Annotated in this window: 16 protein-coding genes; 9 read left to right on the top strand and 7 right to left on the bottom strand. The window is 73.3% G+C overall.

Translation table 11 applies throughout. The annotated features are described in order from the left end of the window. Nucleotides 1–2 precede the first annotated feature (2 nt). The 4 genes from F4692_RS02165 to F4692_RS02180 are packed head-to-tail and all read right to left on the bottom strand — an operon-like array spanning nucleotide 3 to nucleotide 3349. On the bottom strand, nucleotides 3–1754 hold the full coding sequence (locus F4692_RS02165) for a VanW family protein (RefSeq protein ID WP_179617993.1): 1752 nt from the start codon (nucleotides 1752–1754) through the stop codon (nucleotides 3–5). Further along, nucleotides 1732–2097, bottom strand: a complete 366-nt coding sequence (locus F4692_RS02170) for a hypothetical protein (protein WP_179617994.1) — start codon at nucleotides 2095–2097, stop codon at nucleotides 1732–1734. Before F4692_RS02170 ends, F4692_RS02165 begins: the two co-directional genes overlap by 23 nt. A gap of 5 nt (nucleotides 2098–2102) precedes the next feature. After that, entirely contained in the window at nucleotides 2103–3014 is a 912-nt protein-coding gene (gene mshB / locus F4692_RS02175) for an N-acetyl-1-D-myo-inositol-2-amino-2-deoxy-alpha-D-glucopyranoside deacetylase (protein ID WP_179617995.1), read from the bottom strand. Nucleotides 3015–3019: 5 nt separating this feature from the next. Continuing rightward, nucleotides 3020–3349 carry a hypothetical protein gene (locus tag F4692_RS02180; RefSeq protein WP_308645118.1) on the bottom strand — a complete coding sequence of 110 codons (330 nt, stop codon included), beginning with the start codon at nucleotides 3347–3349 and terminating at the stop codon, nucleotides 3020–3022. Between the two features lie 474 nt (nucleotides 3350–3823). Here F4692_RS02180 and F4692_RS02185 point away from each other — a divergent pair, with 474 nt between their 5' ends. Continuing rightward, nucleotides 3824–4522, top strand: a complete 699-nt coding sequence (locus tag F4692_RS02185) for a hypothetical protein (protein ID WP_179617997.1) — start codon at nucleotides 3824–3826, stop codon at nucleotides 4520–4522. A 108-nt stretch (nucleotides 4523–4630) separates the two neighbouring features. Then, entirely contained in the window at nucleotides 4631–5749 is a 1119-nt protein-coding gene (locus F4692_RS02190; RefSeq protein ID WP_179617998.1) for a hypothetical protein, read from the top strand. Nucleotides 5750–5774: 25 nt separating this feature from the next. On the opposite strand, the gene F4692_RS02195 is transcribed toward F4692_RS02190, so the two are convergent. Genes F4692_RS02195 through F4692_RS02205 form a run of 3 tightly spaced genes read right to left on the bottom strand, consistent with a single transcriptional unit; the run spans nucleotide 5775 to nucleotide 9016 of the window. Then, complete coding sequence (locus F4692_RS02195) at nucleotides 5775–6605, bottom strand: thioesterase family protein (protein WP_179617999.1); 831 nt, start codon at nucleotides 6603–6605, stop codon at nucleotides 5775–5777. A gap of 9 nt (nucleotides 6606–6614) precedes the next feature. After that, nucleotides 6615–7682 (bottom strand): glycoside hydrolase family 43 protein, encoded by a 1068-nt coding sequence (locus F4692_RS02200; protein WP_179618000.1) that lies wholly within the window; start codon nucleotides 7680–7682, stop codon nucleotides 6615–6617. 32 nt (nucleotides 7683–7714) lie between these two features. Further along, entirely contained in the window at nucleotides 7715–9016 is a 1302-nt protein-coding gene (locus F4692_RS02205) for a cytochrome P450 (protein ID WP_179618001.1), read from the bottom strand. 23 nt (nucleotides 9017–9039) lie between these two features. Between F4692_RS02205 and F4692_RS02210 the strand changes: the two genes are divergently transcribed. Genes F4692_RS02210 through F4692_RS02240 form a run of 7 tightly spaced genes read left to right on the top strand, consistent with a single transcriptional unit; the run spans nucleotide 9040 to nucleotide 14062 of the window. Continuing rightward, the gene (locus F4692_RS02210) at nucleotides 9040–9372 is read left to right on the top strand and encodes a DUF3054 domain-containing protein (protein ID WP_179618002.1); all 333 of its coding nucleotides are present in this window, start codon (nucleotides 9040–9042) and stop codon (nucleotides 9370–9372) included. Continuing rightward, nucleotides 9359–10564 (top strand): MFS transporter, encoded by a 1206-nt coding sequence (locus F4692_RS02215; RefSeq protein ID WP_218858126.1) that lies wholly within the window; start codon nucleotides 9359–9361, stop codon nucleotides 10562–10564. The genes F4692_RS02210 and F4692_RS02215 overlap by 14 nt, the downstream gene beginning before the upstream one ends. 23 nt (nucleotides 10565–10587) lie before the next feature. Next, nucleotides 10588–11478, top strand: a complete 891-nt coding sequence (locus F4692_RS02220) for a carbohydrate kinase family protein (protein ID WP_308645119.1) — start codon at nucleotides 10588–10590, stop codon at nucleotides 11476–11478. After that, nucleotides 11475–12380 (top strand): pseudouridine-5'-phosphate glycosidase, encoded by a 906-nt coding sequence (locus F4692_RS02225; RefSeq protein WP_179617619.1) that lies wholly within the window; start codon nucleotides 11475–11477, stop codon nucleotides 12378–12380. Before F4692_RS02220 ends, F4692_RS02225 begins: the two co-directional genes overlap by 4 nt. Nucleotides 12381–12408: 28 nt before the next feature. Beyond that, nucleotides 12409–12825, top strand: coding sequence for a VOC family protein (locus tag F4692_RS02230; RefSeq protein WP_179618004.1), 417 nt, complete (start codon nucleotides 12409–12411; stop codon nucleotides 12823–12825). Further along, nucleotides 12822–13388: a GNAT family N-acetyltransferase gene (locus F4692_RS02235; RefSeq protein WP_308645120.1), complete on the top strand. Its 567-nt coding sequence runs from the start codon at nucleotides 12822–12824 to the stop codon at nucleotides 13386–13388. Before F4692_RS02230 ends, F4692_RS02235 begins: the two co-directional genes overlap by 4 nt. Continuing rightward, the gene (locus F4692_RS02240) at nucleotides 13388–14062 is read left to right on the top strand and encodes a class I SAM-dependent methyltransferase (RefSeq protein ID WP_257029438.1); all 675 of its coding nucleotides are present in this window, start codon (nucleotides 13388–13390) and stop codon (nucleotides 14060–14062) included. The genes F4692_RS02235 and F4692_RS02240 overlap by 1 nt, the downstream gene beginning before the upstream one ends. Nucleotides 14063–14135: the final 73 nt, after the last annotated feature.

Genomic DNA, 14135 nt, shown 5'->3' on the forward strand with positions numbered 1-14135 from the left:
GGCTACTCGTCGACGGCGTCGGGGTTGGTGCAGATGACCGTGTCGCTGGGGGTGTAGGTCGTGCTGAACACCTCGTCCTCACGGGTCTCGGTGTTCTCGCCGACCGGCTTGAAGTAGCGGACCACGTCGATGTCGAAGCCGCCGTAGCCTTGGTTGGCGTGGCAGGTGAGGCTGTCGATGCGGCGCACCTTCGGCTCGGTCAGGTTGTAGCGGGCGCCGGTGGTGGTGGTGATGTCCCAGTACTTCGTGGAGTACATGTTCACCGTCACCGCACCCGACGACGACGGCGTCGAGTCGGTGAAGACGGTGTCGATGAGCACGCCGTAGGGGGTGTCGTTGGTGAAGCGGAGGTCGACGGCACCCCACGCGACGGTGGCCTCGCGCCCGACCGGGTAGCGGTCGATGTAGAACGAGTGGGGCTTGTGCTCGACGTCCTCGAGGCCGGCGAAGAACATCGCGTTGAACAGCGTCGTCGCCATCTGCGAGACACCGCCGCCGAGGTCCTGGACGAGGATCCCGTCGCTGATGACGTAGCCCTTGGTGAAGCCGTTGGCCTCGGTGCGCTCGCCGACGGTGTCGTTGAGCGAGAAGGTCTCGCCGGGCTTGAGCAGCGTGCCGTCGATGATCTCCGCGGCCCGCCCGATGTTGACGTTGCGGTACTCCGCGTAGGGGAAGTAGGTCGTGAAGGTCGAGACGCGCTCCTTGACCTTCAGCGCGCGGGCCTGCTTGGTCGTGAACTCCGGCTGGGCGACCTGGGCGTCGAGCGCGAGCGTACGTTCGCCCTGCGGCTTGGCGACCACCTCGAGGAAGCCGGACTGGAGCTGCTGCTCGTCGAAGGTCACGCCGGGCTTGGCCGGGACGACCTTCGGGCGGCCGTCGACCAGCGCGACGCTGGCGTCGACGGGGGCGCCGGTGGTGATCCGGGCGCCCACGACCTCGGTGAGCTTGGCCGGGTCGAGGGTCGGCACCAGCTCGCCGTTGGTCGGCACGAGGCTCAGGGCCGCGGTGTAGTCGGCCGGCGCCACCTTGATGTTCGAGCCCTCGAAGCCGAGGGTCACCGGGGCCGCGACCGCCGGTGACGCGAAGGAGTCGAGGGCCTCCTGCACGTCGGAGGCGTCGATGTCGGGCTGGACGTCGGCCATCTCGAGGGCGACGACGTCGGGCGTCTCCTCGAGGAAGGCCGCCTCGAGCGCCGTCAGCGTGTCGGCCGGGTCGAGCGCCTTGCCGGTGCGGGCGTCGACGGTCCGGATCTGGTCGCCCTCGAAGGTGATCGCACCGTCCTTCGCCGGCTGGCCGTGCTGCTCGTCCAGGCCCTGGAGGTAGGTGTTGAAGGTCGCGGTGTCGACCTCCACCTCGGCGACGAAGTCGTCGCCCCCGGTGAAGTAGTTCCACAGCCGGACCGGGTCCCAGCTCCGCTCCCCGCCGGCCTCGGCGACCGAGGCCTCGTAGTCGACGCCCAGGCCCAGCTCGGCGGGGTCGATCGCCACCGGGGTGCCGTCGACGGTCGTCTCGATGTCGCGGGCGACGCGGTCGGCCAGCCCCGCCCGGAGCCGCTCGGCGGCCTCGCCCTGCGGGTGCCCGCCGATGCGGACGCCGGAGACGGTCGTGTTGCGCGGCACCTTGTCGCCGGCGACGTAGTGGGCCGCGGCGTAGGCGCCGCCGAAGAGCACGCCGAGGCCCAGGACGAGCCACAGCACGACCTTGGCGCCCGCCTTCTCACGAGGCTGGGCGTCACTTCCCTGGTTCTTCGGCACGCGGCGAGTGTAAAAGGGCCACCCTCGAACTCCCGGATCCTCGGCGCGCCCCGAGACTCACCACGGCGGCGATGAGCAGCACGGCCGAGCCGGCCAGGAACGACCACCCCGCGGCGTCCGACCCGACCAGGAAGCCGCCGCCCGGGCGCTCGAGGGCACCGCGCAGGACGGGCACGCACCAGCCCAGCGCGAACGCCAGGCGTACGCCCCCGGCGGGCAGCCACGCCAGCACGACGAGCGCCGTCCCGAGCGCCAGCGCGAGCCCCCACCAGTAGTCGTGGAGCACCGTGCCGGCGGCGCCGGACCCGACGCCGACGACCAGCGCCGCGACCGCCGCGACCACGGCCCTCACAGTCCGGCGAAGAGGTCCTCCTCGAACCCGTCGTCCCCGACCTTGCCGGGCGTGCCCTTGACGAGGCGGTAGAACTCGTCGGTCCACGCGGCGTGGCCGCTCTCCGCACCGGAGAAGAAGTGGCCGTCCTGCTCGACCTGGGTCGCGTGCTTGCGCAGCGCGTCCATCTTGCGCTGCACCGTCGAGGACCCGTCGACCCGGGCGCTGATCAGCTCGTCGGGCGTGACGAACGGCGGCAGCTTGCCGTCGGGCTCCATGCCCTTGAAGGTCTCGGTGTCGCCGGACGCGCGCAGCTGGCGCAGGCTCTCGCGCATCCGCGACTCGCTCATCGCGGTCCAGTAGATCTTCGCGATGTCGTGGGGCTCGCCGAGCTCGAGCTTGTACGACGGCGCGGCGGCCAGCTGCGCGGCGTACATCGCGACGCGGTGGGCCTGGATGTGGTCGGGGTGGCCGTAGTTGCCGAACTGGTCGTAGGTCACGAGCACCTGCGGGCGCACCTCGCGGATCACCGTCACCAGCTCGTCCGCGGCCTCGTTGAGGTCGGCGGTCCAGAACGCGTTGTCGGGCAGCGACTCCGCCGGGATCGCGTGGCCGTCCTCGTGCCAGGCCATGCCGGAGTCGTGGAAGCGGCCGTAGCCGCCGAGGAAGCGGTGGTCGGTCACGCCGAGGACCGCCATCGCCTCGTCCAGCTCGCCGCGGCGGTGGTCGCCGAGACCGCCGTCCCTCTCGAACGCGAGGTGCTCGAGCTCGGGCACCAGCACCTCGCCCATCTCGCCGGCGGTGCAGGTGACGAGCGTGACGCCGACGCCCTCGTCGACGTAGCGCGCCATGGTCGCGCCGGTGCCGATGCACTCGTCGTCGGGGTGGGCGTGGACGAGCAGCATCCGGTGCTCGGGGGTCTTCGACATGTTCCTCAGCCTAGGTCGGGGCGCTTGATCCGCTTCGGCGCCGTCGGCAGGTCCAACGGCGGGAGGGGGCCGCTCTGTTCCTGCCCCCGGCCCTCGACCCGGCCCTCGACGCGGCCCTCGACCCGGTCCTCGTCCTGGTCGAGCCAGCCGTCGTGCGTGTCGACCAGCACCTCGAGCATGAAGGCCGGCGCGTCGCTGACCACCGCCCACGGGTGGTCCTCGTCGTCGTCCTCCCCCGCGAGCCGCTCGCGCTCGGCGCTCGCCTCGAACCCGTCCGCCCGCAGCCGCGCGACGACCGCCAGCGCGTCGTCCTCGTCGAAGAAGATGGCCCTCACGGGGACCATTGTCCCGGTAGTCCGCTGCGAACGACCGCAACGGAGCGCGGTGACGCCGGCCATCCGCAGCGGACCGTGCCACAACTCGTCCACAGCGGCGCACGTGATCCGGCCCTCCACAGCCTGCCGCCTCGTGTGTCGCCCGGCGCATCCTCCAGACCTTGGACTGCTGCCATGGACCTCCACCACTGGGACCCCAGGTGCGGGCGACCGGACGACCTCATCGCCCCCGTCGCGCTGGACGCGACGGGCGAGCGCGGACCGACGCGTCACCAGGCTGCGGGCAGCAGGTGGCGGCAGACTTCGAGCGGACGGTACGTCCCGGCCGACGCACCAGAGCACGTCGAGCAACGCATCCTCGAGCAGGGGTCGCGCGTGAGGTCCTACGGCGCGGTGACTGCGTGGGCAGCCTTGCGCTGGCAGGGTGCGCGCTTCTTCGAGGGCCGTGCGCGCCTCGATGGTGGACCGCTCCCGGTGCCGATCGTCACCGGCGGTCACGACCTGAGACCGGACCCGCGGGTCGCAATCTCGAAGGCCCAGCTCGCGCCGGACGAGCGAGACCTCGTCCACGGAATCTGGGTCACGTGTCCTCCGCGGGCCTTGTTCGACGAGCTGAGGAGGCACGGTGAGCTCCGCCAGGCCGTGGTGGACATCGAGATGGCGGTCGCCGCCGGCCTCGTGACGGTCAACGGCTTCCGCGCCTACGTCGCACAACGCAATGCGTGGCCCCGGGTGGGGCTGGCCCGTCACGCCTCCGCCGCCGCTGGGCTCGGCTGCCGCTCGCCCCAAGAGGTACGGATGGCCCTGGTGTGGATGTGGGACGCGGGACTGCCGCGGCCGCGGTGCAACGTCCCCGTGTTCGACCGGCAGGGCCGGCTGATAGCCATCGTGGACCTGCTCGACCCCGTCGCGGGTTGCGTCGGCGAGTACCAGGGCGCGGACCACAAGGACGGTCAGCGTCACCGGCAGGACGTTGCGCGCGAGCAGTCCCTGCGAGACCACGGACTCGAGTGCTTCGAGGTGGTCGGCGGGGACCTCGCTGATCGTGACCTGACCGTGGCTCGCATGCTGGCAGCGCGTCGCCGATCGCGTTTCGCGCCGGCCGAGGGACGTGCGTGGACGCTCGACACCCCGCCGTGGTGGGCGCCGTGGGCGGCTGGACGCGGTCTGTGATCCACCGACTCAGCGATAGTCCGCTGCGAACAGCCGGTCCAGTGGCGTCATCGACCGGCCGTTTGCAGCGGACTGCTCGGGAGGGGGCGGGTGGCTAGTGTCGGGAGCATGACGACCGCCTCGGAGCCGCCGTTCGTGCAGGGGGTGCACCTGCAGCGCACGGACGAGAACGTGCGGGAGATCGAGGCCCTCACGGGTCTGCTCGGTGAGCCGACCGGCCTCGGGGGGCTGCTCGACGACTTGAAGTACGACGTACGCCGCTCGCGGGTGCCGCGGCTGCTCGGGCGGGCGGTGCGCGAGGCGTACCGCTGGGACGACCACGACGAGCGCGACCTGCAGTGGTACCCGCAGGGCATCTCCACCTCTGCGGACTCCTCCGACACCGAGGCCTTCGTGACCGCGACCGGCGAGAGCCGGCGGGTCGTCGTGACGACGTGGTACTCGACCGGGCGCGACGGGGTGAAGCGCGGGTCGCGGGTGACCTTCGTGGACCTCGACTCCGGGAAGTACCGCCACGTCCTGCTCGTCTCCCCCGTCTTCGACAAGGCCGGCCGACTCACGCTGCGACCGATGAGCATCCACGCCGGCGGGATCGTGTGGGCAGGGGACCACCTCCACGTCGCGGCCACCAGCCGCGGCTTCGTGACCGCGCGGGTCGACGACATCATGCGCGTGGCCGGCGACGACGACCACCCGGACCGCTTCGGCATCGAGGGCTCCTCGCTCTTCTCCTTCGGCCACCGCTACGTCCTGCCGGTGCGCTTCACCTACCAGGCGTACGCCGACGAGGGCCACGAGAAGCTGCGCTACTCCTTCATGTCGCTCGACCGGCGCTCGGACCCGCCGGCGCTCGTGGCGGGTGAGTACGCCCTCGACCCCGACGCCACGACCCGGCTGGCGCGCTACCGGCTGGACCCGTCGACGTGGCAGCTCGCCACGGGTGACGACGGGTTCTCCCGGCCCCTGGCGATCGACGAGGGAGGCGTACGCCAGATGCAGGGCGCGGTGATCGCCGCGGGTCGCTACCACGTGACGGTGTCCCACGGCCCGTGGATGCCGGGCACGGTGTGCGCCGGCCAGCCGGGCTCGATGCGGGTCCACCGGCTGGCCCTGCCGATGGGCCCGGAGGACCTGTCCTACTGGCCCTCGACCGACCGTCTCTGGTCGGTCACCGAGCACCCACGGCGACGCTGGATCGTCGCGATGGACCGCGGCTGGTTCGACTGAGGCGGGTGCGGCTGATCGGACGGGGTCAGGCGCGCGGCTGCATCGCCAGCTGACGGCTCTGCGCCACCAGCCGACCGGCCGAGTCCCAGACCTCGCAGTCCTCCTCGAACATCCCGCCCGCGACGTTGCGGGTGCGGTGCGAGACCTTCAGCCAGCCGGGCGCGGGGACGGCGCGCACGTGCACGGTCAGCTCGAGGGTCGGCGCCCAGCCGGGCCGGCCGAGGTCGAAGGTCACCGGCGGCAGCGCGTCGCACACCATCAGCAGCCCGACCGGGTCGACCTCGTGCCCGTCGACCATCCGGAACCAGGCCTGGATGTGGCCGTTGCCGCTCGGCGCGCCCATCGCCCACCCGACGCACGCGGGATCGAAGCGCATGTCGAAGCGCTCCATCACCGGCGCGACCCGACGGGTCTCCTCCGGCGCGAGGGAGCCGGGGACGCACTCCTCGAGCGGTGGGAGCATCGGCTCCACCGCGGTCGTGCCCACGTCCGACGGCATCGCGGCCAGGTCGCCGTAGGTCGCCAGCACGCTGATCCGGGTGGTCCCCTCCTGAGCCAGTTCCGCGGCGACGGTCGCGACGGAGCCGCCCTCGCGCAGCACGCGGGTGGAGACCTGCGCGGGCCCGGGGCGGGAGGCGGAGAGGTAGTAGGCGCTCACCGACAGCGGGTGCGGCTTGGCGGGCACGGACCGGGCGATGGCCGTGCCGACGACGCCGAGCAGGTAGCCCCCGTTGACGCCACCGCCCACCACCCAGCCGGGGTCGAGGTCGGCGGCGAACCGGCCGTCACCGGCGTCGGTCAGCGCGGTGTGGGTGTCCCACTCGGAGGGGGCGGCGGAGGGGGTCGCGGAGGACATGGAGCGAGCCTAGGACCGGCTCGGCCGGCGCGGTCCGAGCCAGCCGGTGACCTGCGGCACACCGCCCTCCCAGCCCAGGCGGGCGGCGTACATCGCCCGCTTGCCGCGCTGGCGCGGCTTGTGGTCCCACTTGCCCGTGCCGCGGCACGGGAGCAGGGTGTCGCGGCAGGTCCAGCCGTGCAGGAACGCCAGCACCTCGCCGTCGCGCCCCTCCACCAGGTCTGCCCCGCCCGGGCCGCACAGGCCGGTGAGGTCCTGGTCGAGCAGCATCCCGCCCTCCGCCGCGGACCAGTCCAGCAGCGTGAGGGAGCGCAGCCAGCGGGTGCGGTAGCCGCATCGCGTCCAGTCCCCCTCGGAGGCGAGCATCACGTAGCCCTCGGGGCGCTGGGTGAGGACCGGGTTCTCCACGACGCCGTCGGAGCGGAACAGCTCGACGCTGGTGGTCCCGGTGGCCACCGCCTGGCCGTCGGGGGTGAGCGTGACGATGCGGACCGTCGAGGGTCGACGGTCGGTCTTGTAGAGGAGGTAGGGCGTCCCGTCGGCGTCGCGGAAGAAGGACGGGTCGATGACGCCCGCGCGCGGCAGCGTCGGGTCGCGCGGGAGCAGCGGGTCCTGCGCGGTGGGGGTGTCGGCGTAGGACGGGCACACCAGCGGCGCGCTGCCGACCGGGCGGAACGGGCCGCGCGCCGAGGCGGAGCGGGCGACGCCGATGCAGCGTCCGTGCTCGCCCATCCCCTTCACCGGGGTCGCGTAGTAGAGCAGCCAGCGTCCGCGGACCCGGGCCACGTCGACGGCCCACACCCCGCCCTCGCGCGACCACGTCGGCCGGTGGGTGAGCAGGCTGCCGCCCCGGCGCCACGGGCCGTCGGCGTCGCGCGACCAGGCGTGCGGGACACGGTCGCCGGTGGCGTACGCGACGAAGCCGCCGCCGGGTGTCGCGACGACCGCGGGGTCGGGGAAGTCGACGTCCAGGACGGGGCGCGGGACCGGCGGCTCCGCCCCCGCCGGCGCGGCGAGGTGGAGCAGTCCGGCGGTCAGCAGCAGCACGAGCAGGCGCGCTGCTCCCCGGGTCGGCACCGGGGGACGGTACACCGCGCCGGCGCGCGGGGTCAGGGACGCAGGGTGGCCGGGAGCCGCTCGAAGCCGCGCAGGATGCGGGTCTCGCGCCGGCGGGCGCCGGTCTCGAGCCGGAGGTCGGGGAAGCGGTCCCAGACCGCCCTCAGCCCCACCTCGCCCTCCATCCGCGCGAGCTGGGCGCCGAGGCAGTGGTGGCGGCCGGCGGAGAAGGCGATGTGGTCGCGCGCGTTGGCCCGCCCGACGTCGAAGCTCACCGGGTCGTCGAAGACCTCGGGGTCGCGGTTGGCGCCGCCGAGGATCGCGGTGACCATCGAGCCGGCCCGGACCGGCTGTCCGGCGAGCTCGGTGTCGCGCACGGCCATCCGCCCGGTCAGCAGCACGGGCGGGTCGAGGCGCAGCGTCTCCTCCACGACGTTGGGCCACAGCGCGGGGTCGGCGACGACCCGGGCGCGCTCGTCGGGGTGGTCGCGGAGGAGCGCGATGCCGTTGCCGAGGAGGTTCACGGTCGTCTCGAAGCCGGCGGCGAGGACCAGCCCGGCGGTCGCCTTCAGCTCTGTCTCCGACAGCCCCTCCCCCTCGTCGCGGACCGCGACGAGCTGGCCGAGGAGGTGGTCGCCCGGGTCGTGGCGCAGTCGGTCGAGGTGGCCGCCGAGCCAGTCGTCGAACTGCGCGAGCGCGCGCGTCACCGACCGGTAGCGGCGGTAGCCCAGCCCGAGGTCGAGGCTCGGGGCGGCGCCGGACCCGAACTCGAGGACCCGGGCGCGCTCGGCCTCGGGCACGCCGAGGATCTCCGCGATGACCGTCACCGGCAGCTGCGCGCAGTAGGCCTCGACGAGGTCCACGGGTCCGGACGCGCGGGTCTCGAGCCGGTCGAGGAGGTCGGCGGCGATCTCCCCGGTGCGCGCCCGGAGCCGCTCGACGGCGCGCATCGTGAACACGCGCGTGACGAGCCGGCGGTAACGGGTGTGGTCGGGCGGCTCGGTCACCAGGAGCGACGGCGGCTCGACCGGGTGCAGCGTCGTCGGCGCCGCCCACCGGGCGACGCGTCCGATCGGCCCCTGGTCGGTGGGCAGGCCCGTACGGAAGTCGTCGCTGGTCAGGAGGTGGCGTACGGCTGCGTGGCTGGTCGCGACGTAGCCGATCCGCGAGCGGTAGAGGGGCCCCCGCGCCCGGATCTCCTCGACCAGGTCGAAGACCTCGTCGGTGCCGCGCGAGCCGACCCGGATCAACCGCGCCTGCAGGTCCCCCTGCGCGGCGGCGCGGCGCAGGAACACCGTCGGCAGCGCGTGCGCCACGCCCCAGTGGACGCTCGCCCGGATCTCACGGCTCACCATGCCTGCAGCCTAGGCTCGCCGTCATGTGGCTCGCGGTGGACCTCCTGCTCGTCGGCGTCTTCGCCGTGATCGGCCGGCTGAGCCACTACGGCACCCTCACCGTGGGCGGCTGGTGGACGACCGCCTGGCCGTTCCTGGTGGGCACGCTGCTCGCGTGGGCCGCGCTCGCCGTCGCCCGTCGTCCTCCGACCGCGATCTCGTCCGGGGTCGCGGTGTGGGTCGGCGCACTCGTCGGCGGCATGGTGCTGCGGCAGGCGAGCGGTCAGGGCACGGCCACCGCGTTCGTCGTCGTCGCCACCCTCGTCCTCGGCGCCCTGCTCGTGCTCCCTAGAGTCGGTGCACGTGCCCGACGCTGATGCCCGACCCCGCTCCTCCGCACTTCCCTTCGCCGTCCTGGTCGCGGCCGTCGTCCTCGTCTCGATCAACCTGCGCCCGGGCGCCTCGTCGGTCGGCCCCGTCCTGGAGGAGGTACGCGAGGGGCTGGGCATGAGCGCCGGTGTCGCCGGTGCGATGACGGGCTTCCCCGGGCTGGTGTTCGGGCTCGTCGGGGCCCTGGCCGTCCGGTTCGCGCGCCGCGTCGGGACGACCGCCGGCATCGCGATCGGCCTCGCCCTCGCAGCACTCGGCCTCCTGCTGCGCGCCACCACCGCCGACGTCCCGCTCTTCCTGGTCCTCACCGTCGTCGGCCTGGCCGGCATGGCGGTGGGCAACGTCCTGGTCCCGGCGTGGATCAAGGCGCGCGGCCACGCGGTCGCGCTGATGACCGTCTACGGCACCGGGCTCGTCGTCGGCGGCACCATCGGCCCACTCGTGACGGCGCCGGTGTCGGAGGCGGCGGGGTCGTGGCGGGCCGGCCTCGGGATGTGGGGCGTGCTGGCGGCCGTCGCGCTCCCGCTGTGGGCGTGGCTGACCCTGCACGAGCGGCGCTCGGCGGCCGAGCTCAGCGTCTCCGGCGACGCTCCGCCGAGCGGGCCCATCACCCGGTCGCCCACGGCCGTCGCGCTCGCCGTCCTCTTCGGCGTGCAGTCGATGCACGCCTACGTCCAGTTCGGCTGGTTGCCGCAGGTCTACCGCGACGCGGGCATCTCCGCCACGCACGCCGGGGCGCTGCAGGCGCTCCTGTCCAGCATCGGCATCGCCGGTGCGCTGGTCCTGCCCACGATCATCGACCGGGGCCGGGGACTGCGGGTGCTCGCGACGTCCTTCGGCGTCTTCGTCGCACTGGGCTACACCGGTCTGCTGCTCGCGCCCGCGACCGTGCCGTGGCTGTGGGCGGTCGTGCTGGGCTATGCCGGTCTGGCGTTCCCCTTCGCGATGGCGATGATCACCGCACGCACACGGCACCCGTCGGTCACCGCCCAGCTCTCCGGCTTCATGCAACCGGCGGGGTACGCCCTCGCCGCCATCGGGCCCTTCCTCGTCGGCGTCATCCACGACGCGACGGGCGGCTGGACCCTCGTGCTGGCGCTCCTCGCGCTCACCTCCGTGCCCCTGACCGTCGCCGCGCTGCGCGTCGCGCGACCCACCTACGTCGACGACGAGATCTGACGGGCCTCTGTCAGGATCTGCCCGTGAGGCAGTGGGTCGTGGTCGTCGGCGGGACCAACATGGACGTCGTCGCGCGCAGCTCCGGGCCGTTCGTCCCGGCGACGAGCAACCCCGGCCACACCCGCATCTCCCCGGGCGGCGTCGGCCGCAACATCGCCGCCAACCTCGGCCTGCTCGGCGCACCCGTGCGCCTGGTGTCCGTGGTGGGTGACGACGCCTTCGGCGAGGAGGCGCTGCGGGTGACGGCCGCGTGCGGCGCGGACGTCGGGGCCGTACGCCGCGCGCCCGGACGCACCGGCACCTACACCGCCGTCCTCGACGGCGACGGCGAGCTGGTCTCCGCCGTGTCCGACATGGCGATCACCGACGACCTCGAGCTCGACACCCTCCACCTCGACGACGCGGCGATCGTGGTCGTCGACGGCAACCTCGCGCCGGCACAGGTGGCGAAGGTCAGGCAGGCGGCCGCCGGCACGGACGTGCCGGTCGCCTTCGAGCCGGTGTCGGTCGCCAAGGCGGCCCGGCTGTCCGACCTCGTGCGCGACCTGCTGCTCGTCACGCCCAACGCCGACGAGGTCTCTGCCCTCACCGGCCGTCCCGTCGCCGAGTGGCGCGCGTCGGTCGCGGACCTGCACGACCGCGGGGTCGAGCACGTGTGGCTGCGACAGGGTGCTCAGGGCTCGTGGATGTGCACCCGCGGCGCCGACCCCGTCCACCTCGCCGCCGAACCAGCCACCGTCGTCGACGTCACCGGCGCCGGGGACGCGATGCTCGCCGCCTGGGTCGCGGCATGGCTCCGCGGCGCGGACCCCGTCGCCGCCGCCCGCGACGGCCACCACGCAGCCGCGGCCACGATCGGGAGCACGCACACCGTCCGGCCGGACCTGGCCGACTTCCTGAGGGAGCAGAGTTGAACCTGACCGTCACCGACGAGGTCCGCGACGCGCTCGCCGCCGGGCAGCCCGTCGTCGCGCTGGAGAGCACGATCATCAGCCACGGGATGCCCTACCCCCAGAACGTGGCGATGGCCCGCACCGTCGAGGGCATCGTCCGTGACCACGGTGCCGTGCCCGCCACCATCGCCGTGCTGCACGGCAGGCCGACGATCGGCCTGTCGGCCGACGACCTCGAGCTCCTGGCCTCCGACGACTCGGTCGTCAAGGTCTCCATCCGCGACCTGCCCTACGTCGTCGCCCGCGGCCTGCACGGCGCGACGACGGTCGCGTCCACGATGCGGCTGGCCGCCCTCGCCGGCATCGGCGTCTTCGTGACCGGTGGGCTCGGTGGAGTCCACCGCGGCGCGGAGACGTCGTACGACGTGTCGGCCGACCTCACCGAGCTGTCCACCACCTCCGTCGCGGTCGTGTGCGCCGGCGTGAAGAGCATCCTCGACATCGGCCTGACCCTCGAGAAGCTCGAGACGCTGGGGGTCCCGGTGCTGGGCTACGGCACCGACGAGTTCCCGTCGTTCTTCTCGCGGTCCTCCGGCTTCGGTGCACCGATGCGGGTCGACTCCCCGGCGGAGGTCGCCGCGCTGATGCGGGCCAAGTGGGACCTCGGTCTCGCCGGCGGCGTCGTCGTGGCCAACCCGATCCCGGCCGAGTCCGAGATCCCTGCCGACGAGATCGGCACCATCATCGACCGTGCCCTGGCCGACATGGACGCCCTCGGCATCTCGGGCAAGGACGCGACGCCCTACCTCCTCGGCCGCATCGTCGAGATCACCGACGGTGCGTCGCTGACCGCCAACATCGCCCTCGTCGAGGCCAATGCGCGCCTCGGTGCGGCGATCGCGCGGGAGCATGCCGCGCGCTGACGCTGTCGAGCCGTGCTTGGATCGGCCCATGGCCTCCCGACTGACCGAGATCTCGCTGGACTGCCACGACCCCGACCGGCTCGCTGACTTCTGGGCCGGCGTCCTGGGCTGGGTGGTCATCCACCGCGAGCCCGGACTGGTGGAGATCGGGCCCGACGGCCGCGACGACGCCGACCTGCTCGAGGCCGTACGCTCCGGCCCGGTCGCGCCCACCCTGTTCCTCGCGCAGGTGCCGGAGGACAAGGTCGCGAAGAACCGGGTCCACTTCGACGTCTCCCCCGTCGACGTGTCGCAGGACGAGGAGGTCGAGCGGATCCTCGCGCTGGGGGCGACCCGCGCCGACATCGGCCAGTCCGGCGAGGAGTCGTGGGTGGTGCTCGCCGACCCGGAGGGCAACGAGTTCTGCGTGCTGCGCAGCCTGGCTCCGGAGCACTTCTCGCTGTGACCGGGCTCGCCGTCGAGCTGCCGATCGGGACCGAGCGGCTGCTGCTGCGCCCGCACCGGATGGACGACCTCGACGACCTCGTCGCGTTCCACGGCGACCCCGACGTCGTACGCCACGTGCCGTGGCCCGTCCGTGACCGAGCGGCCACCGAGGAGACCCTGCGGGTCAAGCTCACCCAGACCGAGCTGCTCGCCCACGGCCAGTGGCTGGTGCTCGCCGTCGACCTCCGGTCGACGCGCACCGTGATCGGCGAGGTGCTGCTCAAGTGGGCGTCGGAGGGCCAGGGCGAGATCGGCTTCGCGTTCGCGCGTCCCCACCAGGGGCAGGGGTACGCCGCGGAGGCCGCCCGCGCGATGCTGCGCCTCGGCTTCGACGTCCTCGGCTTCCACCGAATCGCCGCGGTCGTCATCGACGGCAACGAGGCGTCCGCGCGACTGCTCGGCCGGCTCGGCTTCCGACAGGAGGCGCGGCTGGTGGACGGCGTGCACTTCAAGGGAGCCTGGGCCACCCAGCTGGTCTTCGCGATGCTCGAGGACGAGTGGCGTCAGGTGACCACGACCTGATGGCGCTGCGCAGTCGTGCTCAGTCGTTCGCCGGCGGCACGCTCGCGCGTGGGATGGCGCGGGTCAACGCACGACACCCGTGGAGCCACAACGACCACTTCCATCCCTGGATCCTCCGCAACCTCCCGGACCGGCGGCGAGCGGCGCTCGACATCGGCTGCGGTGAGGGCGCGTTGGTCGCCTCCCTGGCCCCGCACTTCACCACCGTCGTCGGCAACGACGTCGACCCGGGCATGCTCGCAGCCACCCGCGCTCGGTGCTCCGCCCTGCCGAACGTCACTGTGACGGGCGAGGCATGGGCGGGTCTGCCCGGACCGTTCGACCTCGTCACGATGGTCGCGGTGCTGCACCACCTCGACGTGCCTGCAGCACTGACGCACGTGGCGTCCTCGCTGGCGCCCGGCGGGCGGTTCCTCGCCGTGGGGATCGCCCCGCCACGGTCCGCCCGCGACCACGCGTGGGACGCCGCATCGATCCTCACCAACCCCGTCATCGGCTTCGTCAAGCACCCCCGGGCGGATCGCAGCGGGCCCCGTCCGACGCCGTACCCGGTGGTCGAGCCCACCCTGGCGCTCGACGACCTGCGGCGACACGTCGAGGACGTGATGCCCGGGGCTCGGGTGCGCCACCGTCTCGCGTTCCGCCACACCGTCGCGTGGACCCGACCGGCGTGAGGGTGGTGCGGCCCTGCCGGGCCGGCTGGTGGCCAGCCGCCCGACAGGGCCTGACCGAGAGAACCCCACGCCT

Origin of the sequence: Nocardioides cavernae (assembly GCF_013410035.1) — a bacterium.
GTDB classification, from domain to species: domain Bacteria; phylum Actinomycetota; class Actinomycetes; order Propionibacteriales; family Nocardioidaceae; genus Nocardioides; species Nocardioides cavernae_A.